Source organism: Cobetia sp. 1AS1 (assembly GCF_029846435.1).
Lineage (GTDB): Bacteria > Pseudomonadota > Gammaproteobacteria > Pseudomonadales > Halomonadaceae > Cobetia > Cobetia amphilecti.
On the sequence record NZ_JARWKU010000001.1, the window covers coordinates 618,196 to 637,067 of the forward strand.

16 protein-coding genes are annotated in these 18,872 nt (G+C 63.1%); 9 read left to right on the forward strand and 7 right to left on the reverse strand.

Going from position 1 to position 18,872, the window contains the following annotated elements; all coding sequences use genetic code 11:
- The first annotated feature begins 16 nt into the window (after positions 1-16).
- The 3 genes from QD280_RS02625 (at position 17) to QD280_RS02635 (ending at position 3,243) form a co-directional block, all read left to right on the forward strand.
- Complete coding sequence (locus QD280_RS02625; protein WP_279838209.1) at positions 17-1,156, forward strand: 2-aminoethylphosphonate--pyruvate transaminase; 1,140 nt, start codon at positions 17-19, stop codon at positions 1,154-1,156.
- Between the two features lie 13 nt (positions 1,157-1,169).
- Positions 1,170-1,988, forward strand: coding sequence for a phosphonoacetaldehyde hydrolase (gene phnX / locus QD280_RS02630; protein ID WP_279838210.1), 819 nt, complete (start codon positions 1,170-1,172; stop codon positions 1,986-1,988).
- A gap of 358 nt (positions 1,989-2,346) precedes the next feature.
- A complete protein-coding gene (locus tag QD280_RS02635) occupies positions 2,347-3,243 on the forward strand; it encodes a drug/metabolite transporter (protein WP_279838211.1) in 897 nt (298 codons plus the stop codon).
- A gap of 116 nt (positions 3,244-3,359) precedes the next feature.
- Here the strand turns inward: QD280_RS02635 and QD280_RS02640 are convergent, their stop codons facing one another.
- Positions 3,360-4,841, reverse strand: coding sequence for a mannitol dehydrogenase family protein (locus QD280_RS02640; protein WP_279838212.1), 1,482 nt, complete (start codon positions 4,839-4,841; stop codon positions 3,360-3,362).
- A 140-nt stretch (positions 4,842-4,981) separates the two neighbouring features.
- Entirely contained in the window at positions 4,982-6,742 is a 1,761-nt protein-coding gene (locus QD280_RS02645) for a hypothetical protein (RefSeq protein WP_131431814.1), read from the reverse strand.
- A gap of 804 nt (positions 6,743-7,546) precedes the next feature.
- Between QD280_RS02645 and QD280_RS02650 the strand changes: the two genes are divergently transcribed.
- The 6 genes from QD280_RS02650 (at position 7,547) to QD280_RS02675 (ending at position 11,738) form a co-directional block, all read left to right on the forward strand.
- Positions 7,547-7,942 (forward strand): RcnB family protein, encoded by a 396-nt coding sequence (locus QD280_RS02650; RefSeq protein ID WP_279838213.1) that lies wholly within the window; start codon positions 7,547-7,549, stop codon positions 7,940-7,942.
- A gap of 282 nt (positions 7,943-8,224) precedes the next feature.
- Complete coding sequence (locus tag QD280_RS02655; RefSeq protein ID WP_279838214.1) at positions 8,225-9,319, forward strand: ADP-ribosylglycohydrolase family protein; 1,095 nt, start codon at positions 8,225-8,227, stop codon at positions 9,317-9,319.
- Between the two features lie 837 nt (positions 9,320-10,156).
- Positions 10,157-10,501 (forward strand): hypothetical protein, encoded by a 345-nt coding sequence (locus tag QD280_RS02660; RefSeq protein ID WP_043334022.1) that lies wholly within the window; start codon positions 10,157-10,159, stop codon positions 10,499-10,501.
- Positions 10,502-10,566: 65 nt separating this feature from the next.
- Positions 10,567-10,905: a hypothetical protein gene (locus QD280_RS02665; protein ID WP_279838215.1), complete on the forward strand. Its 339-nt coding sequence runs from the start codon at positions 10,567-10,569 to the stop codon at positions 10,903-10,905.
- A gap of 69 nt (positions 10,906-10,974) precedes the next feature.
- Entirely contained in the window at positions 10,975-11,313 is a 339-nt protein-coding gene (locus QD280_RS02670) for a hypothetical protein (protein WP_043332307.1), read from the forward strand.
- Positions 11,314-11,390: 77 nt separating this feature from the next.
- The gene (locus QD280_RS02675) at positions 11,391-11,738 is read left to right on the forward strand and encodes a hypothetical protein (protein ID WP_043332305.1); all 348 of its coding nucleotides are present in this window, start codon (positions 11,391-11,393) and stop codon (positions 11,736-11,738) included.
- Positions 11,739-12,143: 405 nt separating this feature from the next.
- Here the strand turns inward: QD280_RS02675 and QD280_RS02680 are convergent, their stop codons facing one another.
- Genes QD280_RS02680 through QD280_RS02700 form a run of 5 tightly spaced genes read right to left on the reverse strand, consistent with a single transcriptional unit; the run spans position 12,144 to position 18,743 of the window.
- Entirely contained in the window at positions 12,144-14,090 is a 1,947-nt protein-coding gene (locus tag QD280_RS02680; RefSeq protein WP_279838216.1) for an ABC transporter ATP-binding protein, read from the reverse strand.
- Between the two features lie 23 nt (positions 14,091-14,113).
- Entirely contained in the window at positions 14,114-15,013 is a 900-nt protein-coding gene (locus QD280_RS02685; RefSeq protein WP_279838217.1) for an ABC transporter permease, read from the reverse strand.
- A gap of 7 nt (positions 15,014-15,020) precedes the next feature.
- Positions 15,021-15,965, reverse strand: a complete 945-nt coding sequence (locus QD280_RS02690) for an ABC transporter permease (RefSeq protein WP_279838218.1) — start codon at positions 15,963-15,965, stop codon at positions 15,021-15,023.
- A gap of 1 nt (position 15,966) precedes the next feature.
- Positions 15,967-17,244 carry an alkaline phosphatase family protein gene (locus tag QD280_RS02695; protein ID WP_279838219.1) on the reverse strand — a complete coding sequence of 426 codons (1,278 nt, stop codon included), beginning with the start codon at positions 17,242-17,244 and terminating at the stop codon, positions 15,967-15,969.
- Positions 17,244-18,743 carry an ABC transporter substrate-binding protein gene (locus QD280_RS02700; RefSeq protein WP_279838221.1) on the reverse strand — a complete coding sequence of 500 codons (1,500 nt, stop codon included), beginning with the start codon at positions 18,741-18,743 and terminating at the stop codon, positions 17,244-17,246. The genes QD280_RS02695 and QD280_RS02700 overlap by 1 nt, the downstream gene beginning before the upstream one ends.
- Positions 18,744-18,872: the final 129 nt, after the last annotated feature.

The window sequence follows — 18,872 nt, forward strand, 5'->3', positions numbered from 1 at the left end:
TAACTGGTATATACCAATGAGTATTCAACATCCGTACCTGCTGACTCCCGGTCCCTTGACCACCAGTGAGAGCGTCAAGGCCGCCATGATGAAGGACTGGGGCTCCTGGGATCAGGACTTCAACACCAAGACCGCCGAGATCTGCCAGCAGTTGCTCCGCTGTGCCAATGCCAGTGAGCACCATGAGTGCGTGCCGATGCAGGGCAGCGGTACCTTCGCGGTCGAGGCGGCGCTGGGCAGTCTGATCGAGCCGACGAGTACGACGCTGGTGCTGGTCAATGGCGCCTATGGCAAGCGGCTGGTCAGTCTGCTGACCCGCATGGGGCGTGACTGCGACGTGCTGGCGTGGGGCGATGCCGAGGCGCCGTGTGCCAAGGCCGTGGCCGACAGACTCGCGGCAAGGCCCGAGATCGGCCATGTCGCCATGATTCACTGCGAGACAAGCTCCGGGATGCTCAATCCGGTGGCGGACATCGCCGAGGTGGTGGCAGCACACGGTCGTGAGCTGATCCTCGATTCGATGAGTGGCTTCGGGGCGCTGGAGATCGATGCGCAACGTATTCCGTTTCTGGCGCTGATCTCCTCGGCCAACAAATGCTTCGAGGGGGTGCCGGGGTTCGGCTTCGTGATCACCCGGCGTGATGCGCTGCAGGCGGCACAGGGGCGTAGCCACTCACTGTCGCTGGACCTGCACGATCAATGGCAGTACCTCAAGCGCACCGGCCAATGGCGTTATACCCCGCCGACTCACGTGGTGGCGGCGTTTCACCAGGCGCTGAAGGAACACGCCGAGGAGGGCGGCGTCGCGGGTCGCCACGCCCGGTATCACGCCAACATGCAGCGACTGGTGGCAGGCATGCGTCAGCGCGGCTTCACGACCCTGCTCGACGATGCCTGGCTGTCGCCGATCATCACCACCTTCCTGAGCCCGGCACACCCGGACTTCGACTTTTCACGTTTCTACGCCGAGCTCAAGGCACGTGGCTTCATCATCTACCCGGGCAAGCTCACCGACGTGGAGAGCTTCCGCATCGGCAGCATCGGGCAGCTGGATGTCCGCGTGATGGATCAACTTCTGGCCGCCGTGGATGACGCGCTGGCCACCCTGGGTGTCGACGATGCCCGCCCGTGCGCTGACGCTGTCGCACTCAACTGACTGGAGAACTGTCATGCAATATCACACCCCGGATCGTCTGCAGGCTGCCATCTTCGATTGGGCCGGCACCCTGGTGGATTTCGGCTCCTTCGCGCCGACCCAGATCTTCGTCGAGGCCTTCGCGGAAATCGGCGTGGCCATCAGTCTGGAAGAGGCGCGCGGCCCGATGGGCATGGGCAAATGGGAACACATCCGCACCCTGTGTGATGACCCAGCGATCGCGGCCCGTTTCGAGGCAGCCTGTGGCCACGCCCCGAGTGATGCCGATGTCACGGCGCTTTATGAGCGCTTCATGCCGCTGCAGATCGACAAGATCGGGGCGCACTCCGCACTGATTCCCGGTGCGCTCGAGGTCATCAACGGGTTGCGCGACAAGGGCATCAAGATCGGCTCCTGCTCCGGCTACCCCCGCGAAGTGCTCGAGCAGGTGGTCGCACGGGGCAAGGGCAATGGGCTGGTGGTGGACCATGTCGTGGCCACCGATGAGGTGCCCAAGGGGCGGCCCTCTCCGGCGCAGTCTCTGGCCAATGTCATCGCGCTGGGCATCACTGACGTGGCGGCCTGCGTGAAGGTGGATGACACGGCGCCGGGGCTGCTGGAAGGTCGCAGTGCCGGCATGTGGACGGTCGCGCTGACCTGCTCCGGCAACGCCATGGGGCTGGATCACGCAGCGTTCATGGCCCTGTCAGAGGCAGAGCTCAACGAAAGGCGCTGCGCCATCGAAGCCCAGTTCGCGCCATCCGGGCCGCACTTCATGATCGACACCATCGCGCAGCTGCCCGAGGTGATCCGCGAGATCGAGGCGCGTCTGGCGCGCGGCGAGCGCCCCTGACAGCCTGGTGACGGGGCGGCGACGCCAGGCCTGACGCTGCACTGCCTATCACCTCGCTCGCCACCTTGATCTACCATTTCACCCCACCCCTTCACTCCACCCCTTCAGGCGCCAGCCTCGGGTCCTTGCACAAGGCCTTGAGGCTGGCGTCTTCTCGCAAAAGGTAAGGACATATGCTCATTGGCGATTGCCGCCTGGTTGCCCTGAAAGCCCGTAATTTCCGCATGCCCGTCCGCATGCCCGTCCGCATGCCTGTCCCCATGCACGGGCAAGCTCACTCTCAAGCCCAATTTCATGTTCAGGCCCAATCTCATGTTCAAGCTCAAGTTCAAACCCACACGATTGCCGTGAGTGCCTCTTGAGCCCACTGGCGCTGGGACTCATCCTGATCTCGGTCTGTCTGCATGCCGGCTGGAATCTGCTCGGCAAGGGGCGGGCGCCGTCGCTGGCCTTCTTCATGCTGGCCATGGCCAGTGGAGCGCTGATCTTTGCGCCGCTGCTGGGGCTGGGGCCGTCGTTTGCCGTGCTGCCCGGTGAGTTCTGGGGCTGGCTGGTGGCCACCGGACTCTGTCAGGTGCTCTACATGGGCGGACTTGCCTGGGCCTATGCGCGCGGCGAGGTCAGTGTGCTGTATCCCATCGCGCGGGCCTTGCCGGTGGTGCTGGTGCCGCTGGTGTCGCTGAGTCTGCTGGGCAGTCAGGCACTTACGGCGTTGGATCTGGTCGGCATGGGGCTGATCGTGCTCGGCGCGTTGGTGCTGCCCTGGAGCAGTCCGCAGGGCCTGCGCCCCTCGACCTATCTGACCCCGGCACTGGGGTTCGCGCTGCTGGCAGCAGTCGGCACCACCGGCTATTCGCTGATCGACAAGCAGGCGCTGGATATCATGGTGAGTGTCGGTTACTCGCCCACCTCGGCGGGCGCTGTCTTCCTGGTGTTGCAGGCCATCATGACCGTCGCCTGGGGCGCGCTGCTGGTGATGTTGCTGCCGGCAGAGCGTCGCCGCCTGCCCGCGCTATGGCGGGGGGAGCGGGGCAGCATGGTGCTGACCGGAGTGATGGTGATGGCGACCTACGGGCTGGTGCTGGTTGCCATGACGCTGACGGCGGAGGTCAGCCTCGTCGTGGCGATGCGTCAACTGTCGATCCCGCTGGGCGTGATGCTCGGGGTGCTCTGGTTGCGCGAGCGAGCGGCCATCGCCAAGTGGATCGGCATCGTCATCATGCTGGCGGGACTGTGGACCGTTGCGCTGGTGTGAGGAAAGGCGTGGCATGAGGCACAAAAAAGCGAGACAGGCGGCTGCCTGTCTCGCTTTTGTCTTTCTGCGGGCGCTGGCGGGGCATCACGTTGTCGTGAACCCCTGCACCGCCATGCTTACTTGGCGTCTGCCACCAGCATTTCCAGCGTGGCGCGCGCGCCGTTGTCGTGCAGGCTCTTCAGCGCTGCCAGGTAGGCGTCGCGGAAGCGCGGCTGATCGACCAGGTCACCGAACAGTTCACGGTTGTCCAGGAAGGCAGTCGGCTCTTCGCGCTGACGGCTGGCACGCTCCATCAGCTCGTCCTTCAGCGGGTCGACCACGTCGATGGTCTCGCCTTGCTCATCCACGCCTTCTGCATAACGTGCCCAGCTGGCCACGATGGCTGCGGTACGACGCAGTTCGCCGTCGGTCTTGAGCTGTGCGTGTGCCACCGGGATCAGGAACTTCGGAATGCGGTCGGAGGTCTCGGCGCACAGACGCGCGAGGGTGTCCTTGACTTCCGGGTTGGCGAAACGCTCGATCAGCGTGCGGCAATGGGCGTCGAGATCGATACCCGGCAGCTGGGCCAGCGTCGGGCGAGCTTCCTCGTTCATGTAGCCGAGCAGGAAGTCGACGATCAGCGGGTCGTTGCAGGCTTCATGGGCGTAGCGATAGCCGGCCAGATAGCCGAAGTAGCACAGCGCCTGGTGACCGGCGTTGAGCAGACGCAGCTTCATCAGCTCATAGGGCTCGACATCTTCCACCGGCTGCACGCCGGCATCTTCAAAGGCCGGGCGGCCATTGGCGAAGTGGTCTTCCAGCACCCACTGGGTGAAGGGCTCGCAGACCACCGGCCAGGCGTCTTCCACGCCGAAACGTGAGGACAGCTCTTCGATGTCAGCCGGCGTGGTCACCGGCGTGATGCGGTCGACCATGGAGTTGGGGAAGGGCACTTCGGCTTCGATCCATGCCGCCAGTTCTGCATCACGTGCACGCGCGTAGGCAGTGAACATCTTGTGAGCGACGTTGCCGTTGCCTTCGATGTTGTCACAGGACATCACGGTGAACGGGGCGACGCCACGCTCGCGACGACGTGCCAGGGCTTCGGTGATCAGGCCGAAGCTGGTCCTGGCTTCCCCCGGGTTGGCCAGGTCGTGCTGGACGTCGGCGTTCTCGAGGTTGAATTCGCCGGTGACCGGGTGGAAGTTGTAGCCACCTTCGGTGACGGTCAGCGAGACGATGCGGATCGCCGGGTCAGCCATCAGCTCGATGACGGCATCCGGGGAGTCCGGGGCAAAGCGGTAATCGATGATGGAACCCACCACGCGCGGCTCATAGTTGCCGTCCGGGTGCTTGAGTACCACGGTGTAGAGGTGGTCCTGCGAGGCCAGGGCTTCCTGCATGCGGCGGTCACCCGGCATCACGCCGACGCCGACGATGCCCCAGTCCAGCGCCTTGCCCTGATTCATCAGCTCGTCGAGATACATGGCCTGGTGCGCACGATGGAAACCGCCCACGCCGAAGTGGACGATACCGGCGCTGACCGCAGTGCGATCATAGTTCGGAGTGGCTACCTTGGCGTCCAGCTGAGTCAGACTGGCATTGGAGAGACGGGTCATGGGGAGGTCTCCTGCCGCGTGTCGCGGTCGAGTCGAGATGGGTAAAGAAAGGGTAGGTCGTAACGGCCAGCGGCGAAGGTCACCCGTGTGATTCAGGCTTCCTTCGCCGCTGGCATGGCAGGGGGCGAGCCCCTGCCGACTCAGCTAGCGGTGGCCGCTTGCTTGGGGGACTGCTTGTTGAACAGCGCCTTGCTGCGCTGCAGCTCCCAGTACGCGAAGATGAAGTAGATGATCGTCGACCAGATGGTCACGTCATAGAACAACTCACGATTCGCTTCGTAGCTGGCCAGGTCCGGGCTGCCGAACAGCACGCGCAGCGCGAGGACCATCGGCACCGCCAGGCCCAGCACCATCCAGACGGCCTTGATGGCCTTGGTCAGACCCGAAGTGTCCTTGACCGGTGCGTGGTTGGTGGTCTCGGCCTGCTTGGCGTGCAGGGCTTCGACACGCTCCTGGAATTCCCGCTCGGCCGCTTCGGCTTTCGGGTAGGAGTCGGCAGCACCGGCAGATCTGGCCATCAGGGTGTAGAGGATGATGGAGACGAACCAGGTCGGCAGGAACAGGTAGTAGAACGGGATCACGTCGACCATCTCGAGGCCAAAGCCGAAGATCAGTGACAGCGCCCAGGTCGCCAGTGCCGGCGTGTTGTGCTTCACGCCCTTGTAGCGCGCCCAGTAACGGCTGAAGCCGAGTTTCGGGAACAGGTGATGCTCAGCGAAGATGATCCCGCCGACCGGCACCAGCACCAGACCCGCATAGGTCAGCAGCGGCAGCATGCTGCGATAGACGAACGGGAAGCAGCTGAGCACGGCAACGCAGATACCCACGGCCAGCGTCGCCTTGTTGCGCGACAGGTTCGGCATCGCCGACTGGGCGGCAAGGCCTGCGCGGTACAGGTTGGCGTTGGCGGTGGTCCAGCCTGCGACGACCACGATCACGAAGCCAGCGGCGCCCAAGGCGTGCAACGCCACTTCGCCCGGTTCCAGTACATCGATGCTGATACCGGCGACGGCTGCGGTGGCCGCGCCCATCAGGCCGGCGGAGATCCAGGCGACGTAGTGGCCGAACATCATGCCGGTGCTGGTCGCAAGGCCGGAGCGCATGCGCTTGGCATAGCGCAGCAGCGCCATGTCGATCAGACCGAAGTGGGAGAAGGTGTTGGCGGCCCAGGAGAAGCCGATGACTTCCCAGATGCCGATGCCCGCTTCGCCCTGGGAGTTGATCCCGGTGAAGACGGTGCTGCCGGCGACATCAATGAAACTCGAGAAACTGTTCAGGCTGGTTTCACCAGTGACGGACTCCGCCAGTTCCGGCAGCAGAACCATGCCGCCGACGGTGAACATCAGCATCAGCCACGGGGCACAGATGCTGGCGAATTCGGTCAGGGCGTTGAAGCCATAGACCGCGACCAGTACCACGATGGCTGCCACGGCCAGTGCCAGCAGGATGAACTCGAAGCTGGTGGGGTAGGCCTGGGTCTGGGCCGGAATGTCGAACAGCAGCCTGACCGCCGTGGCGGAAACGGTGATCATGGCCGCCGATATGGCGGTGAATATGACCACGTTGGCCCAGTTGTAGAGCCGTGACATCGAATCACCGGCAATACGGTGAAGATAGGTGAAGAGGCTCAGACGGGTCTCGATCGCGATTGGCGTCGTGATCAACCAGAAGCTGAGCACTGCGAGGCCATTACCGATCAGCAGGCCCAGCAGGATATCCCAGATACCGGCACCGAGCGCCACGAAGGTGGCACCGATGACGAACTCGGTCGCGGCAACGTGCTCGGCGGCATAGAGACCGGCAAAGTGCGGCCACCGGTGCAGTTTATGACGTGGCACCGGCAGTAGCTCATCGTCCATATGGGCGATCTGCCGATCCAAATCTGGCGCAGTACTGGCCATGATTGGCTCCTGTTTTTTTACGGCTTGTCTTGCTGCTCCTACCCGAGATGTCACGCAGCCGCCTTGGCGATCCTGTCGGCGATGACGAGGGTAGATCGTCTATTATCGATCAAATGACTCAGGTGTGGTGCAAATGATCGGTGAATGGTCATCAAAACGCAAAGCCCGCGTGCTTGAACTTTGGGCTATGACCTCGAGTGATCATGACTATGGAAGTGAGGAAGGCGCTGAAGGCCGCATGAAATCTGGGATTGCGCGGGGGTGTCTCGATTCAATGACACGATTCAGCAAAATGAATTTTTCCGTTCTCACACCCCGTTCGGCGCCTGAAGCATTGTGTCCTGGCTAAAACGGCCAACGATCCAGGGCCAGATATCTCACATCTCTGAGGGTGAGCTTGCACCGATATGGTGCGATCGGCGTACCAGGCATCGTCGCTTTCTTGCCATGCCTCGGCAGTGTCCTGATCGAGGCTCGAGAGCCGAAAGGGGAAAAGGGATAACGGGAAGGGAAGCGGAAAGGGCAGCGGAAGGGCAGCGAAAGTCGGGTCGCTGCGAGAGAGCACTATAGAGAGCGCTATAGAGGTGGCGACATATAAAGGTGGGTGTTGGTCAGTGGCGACATCGGTTTCGGCGCAATGCGACGGAAAGTGCATGAAATAACGACAAAGAACGAGAAAAATGAGACATCTTGCGGCGTTCCCCAGTTCTCGCTAAGGTTGCGCAACACTGTTTCCTAACCAGGAAGCCCCCAACATGACTCCCGGCGCTTGATTGGCGACGGGGCAAGGCGAGGAGGCCAGCCATGCGAACGCGCACACTGACCATTCTGATGATGATATTCACGCTGCTGGGAGCCCCGCTGGCTCAGGCAGGACCGCACGATAGAGGCCATGGGCATCATGACCGTGGGCATGGCCACCACGACCGCGGCCATCACGGCAAACAGCACAAGAAGCACCACAAGCAGCAGCGTCATCATGAACGCCGCCGTCATGAGGCGCGACGCCATCGCCAGTGGCGCCGTGGCGATCACCTGCCGCGTCATTACTACTCCGACAGCCGCTACTGGGTGAAGGACTGGCACCATCGTCACCTCTCCAAACCGCCGCGCGGGCATCGTTGGCTGAACATCGATGGGCGTTATGTGCTGGCTGCGGTGGCGGGTGGCGCGATCACGGCCATCATTCTCAATCGCTGATAAAGCAGTCAGCACACCGCGGAAAGTCACAACTGCATGAAGAAGAACGGCCGCCTCTTGGGCGGCCGTTCTTGTATGAGGGTCTCTATCGTCGGGCTTGTCATCGGCGTTGTCTTCGGTGCTGCCAACCTCACGCCTGCCGATACTGAGCGCCCATCCAGTTCTGCCTGAATATGTGCACCACTGGTTGAGCCTGCTTTTCAGCAAATGCGCAGATGCTGATAGCGTAAGGCGTATCGAGGGTGGCTGACGTCACCTGAAGGTCACGCAGGGGAGAGGCACATGACGCTTGAGATGACATCGCGGTTTCGTGGTTGCCTGTTGGGTGGTGCGGTGGGTGACGCCCTGGGGGCGGCGGTGGAGTTCCTGTCGCACGGGGAGATCCAGGCGCGCTTCGGCAGTGATGGGATAGCCGACTATGCACCGGCCTATGGTGGGCTGGGGCGGATTACCGATGATACGCAGATGACGCTGTTTACTGCCGAGGGCCTGCTGCGCAGTCATGTGCGTGGCTGCTTGAGAGGCATCACGACGCAAAGTGGCCTGGTCAGCAGCGCCTACGAACGCTGGCTTTACACCCAGGGCGAACGCTCGCGGAAGGAGACCGAGCAGGAATGGCTGGACAGTGGCTGGCTGATCAAGCAACGCGAGCTCCATTCGCGGCGCGCCCCGGGCATGACGTGTCTGTCAGCGCTCAAGCAGGTGCGTGCCTACGGTGACAGGGCGCAGAACGACAGCAAGGGCTGTGGTGGGGTGATGCGTGTGGCCCCTGTCGGCTTGTTCGCGCATGCGATGGGGGCCTCCCATGAGATGTGCTTCGAGCTCGGGGAAGAGGTCTGTGCGCTGACCCATGGGCACGTGACCGGCCAGCTGACCGGCGGCGTGCTGGCGGTGATGATCCAGTGTCTGGTGGCAGGGGATTCGATGGCACAGGCACTCGCGCATGCTCTGCGTATTCTCGAGCGCAAGCCGGGCTGTGGTGACACCCTGCAGGCCCTGGAGCAAGCCCGCGCCTTGGCCGAGTCCGAGACGTCGGCACTGGCCGCAGTGGTATTGCTGGGGCTGGGGTGGATCGCGGAAGAAGCCTTGGCAATCGCTGTCTACTGCTCGCTCACTGCCCGGGATTTCCGCTCTGCGATTCAGCTCGCGGTCAATCACGACGGGGATTCGGATTCCACCGGGGCCATCACGGGCAATCTGCTCGGGGCGCAATGGGGTGAGGAGGCGATACCGAGTGACTGGCTGGCGCCCCTTGAACTGCGTGCCGTCATCGGCGAGATCGCCAAAGACCTGCACGACTGCCCCCGCTGGGAGCTCTACACCGAGGGTGGTGGCAAGGATGAAAAGTGGGCCTGGGAGAAATATCCGGGTTATTGAGTCGCGGTGCAGCAGCATGAAAAAGCGCGGAGCCATCTTCCAATGGCTCCGCGTTTTCGTGTCTGGACAACAGTTTTCATCGCCCGTTGCGATGCAAGGGGAGCGCAGAAGCGCAGGGAGTGCTTGAAACAGGTGACTTGAGAGGGCGTCCACGGGCTTCGTAAGCGGTTGATAATACTATGCTTATTACCAAAGTCGTAGATGAGTGTCTGTCCAGCGGGTCAGGTGGGTGACGCATTGGTTCGTGTTTGGAATCAATGCTGTTCCAGTGGAGGGATATCTCGCGTGGCGGGTTTCGTCCACAATGCGCTCATTCCACATTGCACGAAACGGCAGTCTGGATTCGGTCGATGGCTGGCGCCTGTCAAGACGTCTTCCACTTTTTTGGAGATGGTATGCATCCAACCCGTTGGCGCAAGCGTAAGACTCTACAAGCACAACGGTGAGGGTTTCAGCAGGGTAGAAAGACATACTGCTGACGAATGCCTTCCTCATGATCGCGACCAAAGTTGAAGTGTCAGGCAGCGGTGCCGGAGCAGACCTGAGTGACTGATCGACATTCGATCACTGGCGACATGCACCTTCATGGTTGTACAGAAGTTATGCAAAAAGCTTGCAAGGGTTTTGCGTGGTGAGAGACTTCACCACTTACGGGTACCGAGGCAATGACAAGGCATCGCAATCTGGTTCTTTGATGGAAACAGTGAGCTGCCAGCGACACGGCTAGTGTGATAGCGCAATAATCATTAGTCTGTTAACAAGTTAGACGGGTGCAGCCGAGACTGCACACGACATCACAAGGGCAACATCGCCCAGGACAAGCAAAGGAAAATCATCATGAAAACTCTGAACCTCAAGACTCTGATCGCCGCCGCCGCTCTCGCTACCGTGAGCACTGCCTCCTTCGCAGCGGATGACAGCCCGGCCGCACAGCGTGTTCAGCAGTCCGTCAGCCAGGACGTCGTCGTCGGCACTGCCCAGCAGGCACCGACTGCCCAGGCCACCTTCGCCGATACCGGCATGAGCGTTGCCGCAGGTCGTGTCGAGACTGCCCTCAATCAGTCCGCCATCGAAGGCAAGGGTGTTGCCACCGTCAGCCGCGAGCAGGCCTTCGACAATGACGCCGGCAAGAGTGTCGCAGCGACTCGCGTTCAGCACGCTCTGAGCGACAGCAACGTCTGAGTCATTCAGCTTCTTGCCCGGGCACTCACGCCCACTGACCACTTTGTTCATCGAGGAGATTCATCATGAAAACCATCAAGACTCTGATCGCCGCCGCCGCTCTCGCTACCGTCAGCACCGCCACCTTCGCCGCGGATGACAGCCCGGCCGCCCAGCGTGTCCAGCAGTCCATCAGCCAGGACGTCGTCGTTGGCACCGCTCAGTCAGCCGCTACCCAGCAAGCCAGCTTCGCGGACACCGGCATGAGCGTCGCGGCAGGTCGCATTCAGCAGTCCATCAGTGCCGATCGCATCCATGGTCAGTCGCACACCGTGGCCACTGCCAGCCAGGCATTCGATAACGATGCCGGCAAGAGTGTCGCCGCGACTCGCGTCCAGCACGCCCTGAACGACAGCAACGTCTGAACCATCGTCAAGCCTGACCTGGATTGCCGGGTCTGATCATCGCTTTGCTTTTTATCGAGGAGATACACCATGAACACTCTCAAGACTCTGATCGCCGCTGCCGCACTCGCCACCGTCAGCACTGCGTCCTTCGCCGCCGACGATAGCCCGGCCGCCAAGCGCGTCCAGCACAACGTCAGTGACAGCGTCATCCATGGCTCTGCCCAGCAAGCTCCGACCGCCCAGGCGACCTTCGCGGAAACCGGCATGAGCACCGCTGCTGGCCGTTTCCAGGTGGCATCCGGTGACGACGAGATCCGTGGCCATGATCGCTCCATCCATCTGCAGGAATTCGATGTCGCCAATGATTCCGGCGATAGCGTTGCCGGCACCCGTGTTCGTCACGCCGTGAGCGACGTCAACGTCTGAGACGCCCGACGTCTGCGTCAGGCGCTTGCAGGCCAGGTGTCTGCACTGACATGACTTTTTTCGACAGGAGAACCCCCATGCAATCCCTCAAGTCTCTATTTGCCATTGCCGCATTGTCCGTTGCCGCCACTGGCGTGGCCTCTGCCAATGACAGCGAAGCCGATGCCCGCGTCCGTGCCACCCTCAGTGATCGCGTGATCATGGGCCAGGCACAGCCGGTGACTCAGCAAGCCGCGCTGCATCACGATGACGCCGTGGAAACCGGCATGAGTGTCGCTGCCAGCCGCGTCCAGAAGTCCATCAGCAACGCCGGCATCCAGGGCACCACCCGTGCACTGGCGAGCGATTCGGCTGATTACGTCAACGATGCCGGCAAGAGTGTCTCTGCTACACGCGTCGAGCATGCCTTGAACGAAAGCGCATGATCTCTCGTCGGCGGATGAATATCCTCCGACTCTGCAAGACAGCCAAGGATGCCGATATGCCATCGACTTGCCCCTGTCAGTTGCTGAATGGACCCACTGACCATCGTGTCGCGTCATGATGGTCAGTGTCCCAGAGAAGAATACGTGAGAGAGAAGAACGCTTGAGCAAGTGTTTTGGCTGAGTGGAAGCCAGTGTGGAAATGCGCACTCGTCGTCAACTGCAGAGCCCTTGCTCAAACGCTTTCCTGTCCTGAATGTCCTGTCCCGACATTCCCTGCCCGCCATTGGTGGGCTTTTTTCGTTGCATGAAGGTAATCAGCAGCGGCGATCGGCAACAGGGAGAGGCAGCAGGGAGAGGCAGCCGGGACAGGCAGGCGGGACAGAATAGTGGGACAGAAAGCCGGGTCATGCTGCAACCAGCTTGGCCTCCATCAGGGTTTGCACATAGGGCGGCAGGTCCCCTGTGGCGAGGCTTGCGACATTTCCCAGATGCTCGGTGCGGCCATTGCGCAGCACCAGTACGCGGTCCGCGAAATGACTGACCAGCCCCAGGTCATGGGTGACGAAGACCAGGCTCAGGCCGCGCTCACGCTTGAGGCGTTGCAGCAGGCGAATGATGGCGGCCTGAACCGAGACATCCAGCGCCGAGGTGATCTCGTCACACAGCAGGATGTCGGGCTCGGCGGCCAGCGCGCGGGCGATGGCGACGCGCTGTTGCTCGCCCCCCGACAGCTGGCTGGGCAGACGGTCCAGATAGAGCGCGGGCAGGCGCACCTCTTCCAACAGCGACTGGGCACGCTGGCGGGCGCCATCGCCCTTGAGATCGAACCAGCGAGACAGCACCGGTGCGAGAGATTCGAACACGGTCAGACGAGGATTCAGTGCCGTGCTGGCATGCTGGAAGATGTACTGGATCTTCTGACGCTGCACCGGACGCCGCTCGGCGACCAATCCCGCCAAGGACTCCTGGCGCAGACTGAGCTGCCCGGAGACGGGGGAGAGCAGGCCGGCCAGCGCCTTGAGGATCGAGGTCTTGCCGCTGCCGGATTCGCCGATCAAGGCCAGCGTCTCGCCTTGCTTGAGCGAGAATGCCACATCGCTGACGGTGAGAGCCGGCGTTTCACCGCGCAGGCGCGCCAGCCAGCCGGGCATGCGATAGCACAGGTTCAGCGACTCCACGGCCAGCAGCGGCGCGATGTCCAGTGACGTGGCTGACTGCGAGTCGTTCTTTACGCTATCCGCCCGCTCATAGGTCGTTGCGTCACTTTCCGCACTTTCCGCACTTTCTCCGCTCTCCGCATGCGCTCTGCCCACTGATTCATGACCCTCCAGCGCATGATGACAGGCGTAGCGACCTTGCCAGCTCGGCACGCTGTCACGGCACGTATCACTTGCGCGCGGACAGCGCGGTGCGAAGGCACAGCCCTTGATGGCGCTCCCCACCAGGGGCGGCGTGCCCTCCAGCGCGGCGTCAGGTCGATAGCACTGACTGCCCGGAGTCGCGGCCAGCAGCGCGTGACCATAGGGGTGGCGCGGGCCGTTGAGGAAGTCGCGAGTCGCGGCGACCTCCACCAGCTGACCGGCGTACATCACCGCTACTCGGTCACATAGGTGAGATACCGCGCCCAGATCATGACTGACGAAGACGATGCTCATGCCCAGCTCAGCGCGCAGCGAGGCCAACAGCGCCAGAATCTCATTCTGGGTGCTGGCATCCAGTCCGGTGGTCGGCTCATCCATCACCAGCACTCGTGGGCGTTGCGCCAGGGCCAGCGCCAGACTGGCGCGTTGCTGCTGTCCGCCGGAAAGCTGGTGCGGATAGCGCTGCATCAGCACTTCGGGGTGAGGGAGGTGGACGCGTCGCAGCCATGCCACGGCCTGCTGTTCGCGTTCCGCCTTGCTTTTCACGCCCTGTGACAGCAGCGTCTCGCACAGCAGGCTGCCGAGCGTGAGATGGGGCGTCATGGCCTTTTCGGCATGCTGAGACACCAGCCCGAGCCTGAGTTCGCCCAGCCAGCGCCCCGGTTGATGATGAAAGCTCAGCCGGCGGTGCTCGTCGTGAACAGGGGCATAACTCGTAGAAGTAGAGGCGGTGGCAGAGGTGGAGCCAGAGGCGGGCGCAGGTAAGGCGACACTCACCTCGCCGGTGCGCACCAGGCTGCCCCGACGCAACAGGCCCAGCATGGCCGTGGCCAAGGTGCTCTTGCCGCTGCCGGACTCGCCCACCAGACCCAGAATCTCGCCCTGGCCCAGGCTCAGGTTGATACCGCGCAGCACGGGTCGCCAGGTCTGCTGGCGATCATGAAAGCCGATGTTGAGATCGCGAACGCGGATCACGGCGTTGTCCGTCATGGCGTCACCTTTGAAGTTCGGAATCATTCGGGGCGCCCCGCACGGTCGATGCCCAGTGTCTTGGCCAGGGTGTCGGCGACCAGATTGATGGCGATGATCAGGCTGGACAGCGCCACGATGGGCGGCAGCACGGCCCAGGGCGCAAACGACATGAAGCCGCGGCCATCGGCGACCATCAGTCCCCAGTCCGGGGTCGGCGGGGAGACGCCGAAGCCGAGAAACGACAGCGAGCTGAAGGCCAGCAATGCCCAGGACCAGCGCATCGCCAGCTCGACGAGGATGGTGTCGAGCACGTTGGGTTTGATCTCGCGCCACAGCAGGCGCATCAGGCTGTCGCCGCGCAGTCGTGCGGCCTGTATATAGTCAAGGCACAGCACTTCGCGGCACGCCGTGACCATCACGCGCACCACCGCCACGCCATAGAAGATGCCCAGGGTCAGGATGAAGACCAGCGGGCCGGGGCCCATCACGCCGATGACCAGCAAGAGGAACAGTAGCCAGGGAATCGACAGCAGGGCGTCCACCAGACGCATGGCGATGTTCTCGACCCGCCCACCGATGATGGCCAGCAGCATGCCGCAGGCACTGCCCCATACCACGGCCAGCATGGCGGCCGGCAGCGAGGTGTAGATGGCCTCGCGGCCCCCGGCCAGGGTGCGGCTGAGGACATCGCGGCCGAGCTGGTCGGTGCCCAGCCAATGTTCGGCACTGGGGGGCAGCAGCGAGGCGAGACTGTCACCCGCAGAGATGTCATGGGGCGCCAGCCAGCGGCCAGCGACGGCCAGCAGAAGATGCAGGCCGATCAGCACCAGGCCCAGGCGGCCCTGGCGGTTGGCCCACAGCAGCGCCAGGGTGTGTTGTCCCGGCAGGCTGGCCATGGCCAGTCGCGGGCCGCGCGCGGTCGTCGAGAAAGAAGCGTTCATGAGTGACTCAGGCTGTCTTGAGTTTGGGATTGAGCACGATGACCAGCATGTCGGCGACCAGATTGCACAGCACATAGGTGACGGAGAGCACCAGCGCGCAGGCCTGCACCACCGGCATGTCGCGGTCATTGATGGCCGAGATCATCAGGCGCCCCAGCCCCGGATAGTTGAAGACCTGTTCGACGATCACCACGCCGCCCAGCAGCCAGGCGATGGTCATGGCGGCCAGACTGATGGTCGGCAGCAGGGCGGCCGGCGCCAGATGACGGATCACCAGACGCCAGCGCGGCAGCTGGCGGATACGCGCCATGTTCATGAAGTCGCTGTCCATCACGCTGATGGTGTTGGAGCGGGTCATGCGCATCATGTGTGCCATGGCCACCAGCGCCAGCGTGATGGCGGGCAGCCAGACACCGGGCAGCAGGTTCCACAGGCTCTCATTGGCACCGGCCACGGTGATGGCAGGGAACCACGGCAGCCAGATGGCGAAGGCCAGGGTCAGCAGGGTGGCGCTGATGAATTCCGGCACCGTCATGGCGATCAGCACCAGGCTGGAGAGGCTGGAGTCGATCCAGCTGTCGCGCTTGAGCGCCGCGATCAGCCCCAGCAGGATGGCCAGCGGGATGGCCATCACGGTCGCGATGCCGCCCAGCAGCAAGGTGTTGGCCAGACGTGGCATCAAGGTATCGCTGACCGGTGCACGACTGGTCAGCGAGGTGCCGAAATCACCACTCAGCAACTGCCCCCACCAGCTGACGAAGCGTGTCGTCATCGGCGTATCCAAGCCAAGCTCGGCGCGACACTGGGCGAGATTGATCGGTGTCATGCTGCGTCCCAGATAGTTGACGCAGAAGTCGCCGGGCAGCATCTCGATCACCCAGAACACCACGCAGGCCACGAAGACCAGCGTGAAGCCGCCATACAGGCAGCGCTGCAACATCATTGCCCACATCTCAGTTCACCTCTTGAAGATCGCGTGCCCGCTGTGGCGTCGAAGCCTCACCGAGGGGCGGCAGGCCCAGCACCTGACGCAGGCGCGGGTGGAGGGCCAGAGACTCGAGTTCAAGGCGCTCACCCGCAGTGATTGACGGGCCATGCAGAATGGCGAAGCGCTGGTCCGACATGGCGCCGGGGCCGAAACCGTGTGTGGAGACATAGCCGGGCGCCGCCACCAGCTCTGCGTGATGGGCATGCTTGCAGGCGGGTTCGAAGCTCATGCCCGGCGGTGCCTGATAGAGCTGGATATGCTTCACGTCCGGGGGCAGGAAGTCGGCGGCCGCGAGCGGCGTGACGCCGAACTCGGCCAGGCGCGCGGCCTGCTCGCGTTGGCGTTCGTCATCGTCACAGGCCACCAGCAACAGGCCACCATCACATTGCAGCGCGACATCCGGTAGAAGGCGGTCTGCCACCAGCGCCCGCTGGACCGGGGCATGACCATGATCACTGAAGACACACAGGTGGTAGGCCTCGCGCTTGTTGATGGCCTCAAGGCCGGCCAGCAGGCTGCCGAGCTGGGCATCGACCATCATCAGGGCCCCATCGACCAGGGCGTCATCATTGCCATGCACATGCAGGCAGTAATCGGGAGTGTTGAGTTCGAGCAGCACCAGCTCTGGCGTTTCGCGCTCGATCAGCGACAGCGCCTCGTTGAGCAGTTGCTGGTCATTGCTCATCGCGCGCATCAGGGCGTCATTGCGGGCATCCCAGTGATTCAGACGCGGCACAGTCATGCCCTTGGCGCGCAGGTCGCCTTCCTCCCACCAGGGCGACAGATACCAGTCACAGCTCTCGGGACGGGCCAGCCCGAAGCCGAGGCTGGCCACCCGCAGTCCTGCTGCGCGCGCGGCCTCGAGCAGGGTCTCGCCACGCAGGTCCTCGACCGCTGCTGGACGAAAATGCCCTGCAGTGGCGCTGGCGTCTGAGGCGTGACTGTCGCGATCCGTCTCAGTCCCTGTAACAGACGCAAACTCCGTCTCCGTCCCAGAACCGGGGCCATGGATGCCGTTGGAATAGATACCGTTTGAGTAGATGCCGTGCACCTGAGCCGGTTGCCCGGTCAGGACACCCGCTCGCGCGGGCATCGAATTGGCATTGGTATCGGCACCCAGGCGCTCGATCAGCAGGCCGTCTCTGGCCAGGGCATCGAGATGCGGCAGGCGCGCCCGTGTCTCGGCGAAGCGCTGACTGCTGATGCCGTCCATCAGAATCAGGATCAGGCCAGGGCGGGACATCAGCTCTCTCCCTGCTTGTCGACCTGGTGCCAGCGAATCGCGAAGTGCTCGACCGCCGGGATATGCACCTTACGCTTCATTACGCGATTGTTGTTGAGGTGGAAGGGAATCAGCGTCGCGCCGGTCTCGGTCAGCAGCGCCTGGGCCTGGTGATAGAGCTCGGTACGTGCTTCGTCATCCAGGGTGGCGCGCGCCTTGGCGAGCAGGGCATCGAATTCGGGGTTCTTGTAGGCCGACTCGTTCCAGTTGGCCTCGCTCTGGAAGATCTCGTTGAGCACCTGATCGGTGGGGCGCTGGCCCCAGGCCGCGGTGAAGGCCGGCTTCTTCATCCAGGCGGTGTTCCAGTAATCCGCCGCGGGCACGTTGTGCACGTTGACGGTGATGCCGGCCTCGGCTGCCTGACGCTGGTAGAGCTCCGTCATCGGGCGGAAATAGTTGTCGACGCCGCTGGTGTAGACGTCGATCTCCAGCCCATCGGCATACCCCGCGTCGCTCAGCAGGCTGCGAGCGGTGTCGAGGTCCTGCGGGCATTGCTGCACCAGCTTGTACTGATCGCCATTCCAGACCGGGTTGTCACAGGTAATGGTGGCGCCGCCCTTGCCGAACAGCAGGTTGACCATCTCTTCACGGTCGGCCACCAGACGCAGCGCACGGCGCACGCGCACATCCTGGAAGACCTCGTCGTCGGCGCGGAACACCATGCCACGCCAGTCGCCGGTGGCGATGGAGTCGTAGTGGTAGGCCGGGTTGCTGGAGAACAGGCGCAGCTGCTGGGCGTTGACGCCATTCCAGCCCGACCAGTCAATCTGGCCGGCCAGCAATGCCTGGGTGCGGGCGTTGTCATCGGGAATGCCGATAAGGTCCATGCCATCCAGCTTCGGTGCGCCTTCCCAGTAGTCAGCGAAGGCTTCGAAGGTGGTGGTGCCCTGCGGATCGAATTCGACCAGCTTGAAGGGGCCGGTGCCGATGCCCTGCAGTGAGGTGTCGTCATCAAAGCCGACCGGCACGATCTTGGCGCGGTAATCCATCAGCAGAATCGGCAGGTCAGCATGGGACTGGCTGAGGCGGAACACGATCTGGCCGGCCTCATTGACGCTGACGTCCTCGATGACTGACAGCGCGGCACGTGCCGGGGCATCGCGCTCGGGGTCGAGCAGACGCGTGAAGCTGTAGATGACGTCATCCGCGCTCAGCGCCTTGCCGTTGTGGAAGCTGACCCCGTCACGCAGCGTGAAGGTCCACTCATCGGCAGCGGGATTGGCCTGCCACTCGGAGGCCAGGTCCGACACCGGCTCGCCCTTGCTGCCCTGACGGACCAGGCGGCTGTAGATCAGCTGGTTGGCCGAGTAGAAGCGCGTCGGGGAGATGGGGTCCAGCGACTCCTTGCCACTGAACTCGACCCAATGCGGGGTGCGCAGTGTCTCGGCATGGGCCAGCTGGGGGACGGCCAGTTGGGCGAAGGCGGCAAGGCCGATGGCGGCGATCATGGGCTTCTTCATGTCAGGCTCCAGGCAAGGGCAACGGTCAGGGACGGTAGTCAGGGACGGTGGTCAGGGACAGTGGTCAGGTACGGTCATCAGTGACAGCAAGCAGGTACCGCAAGACCGGGGCAGGCCGACAGGCAGGCC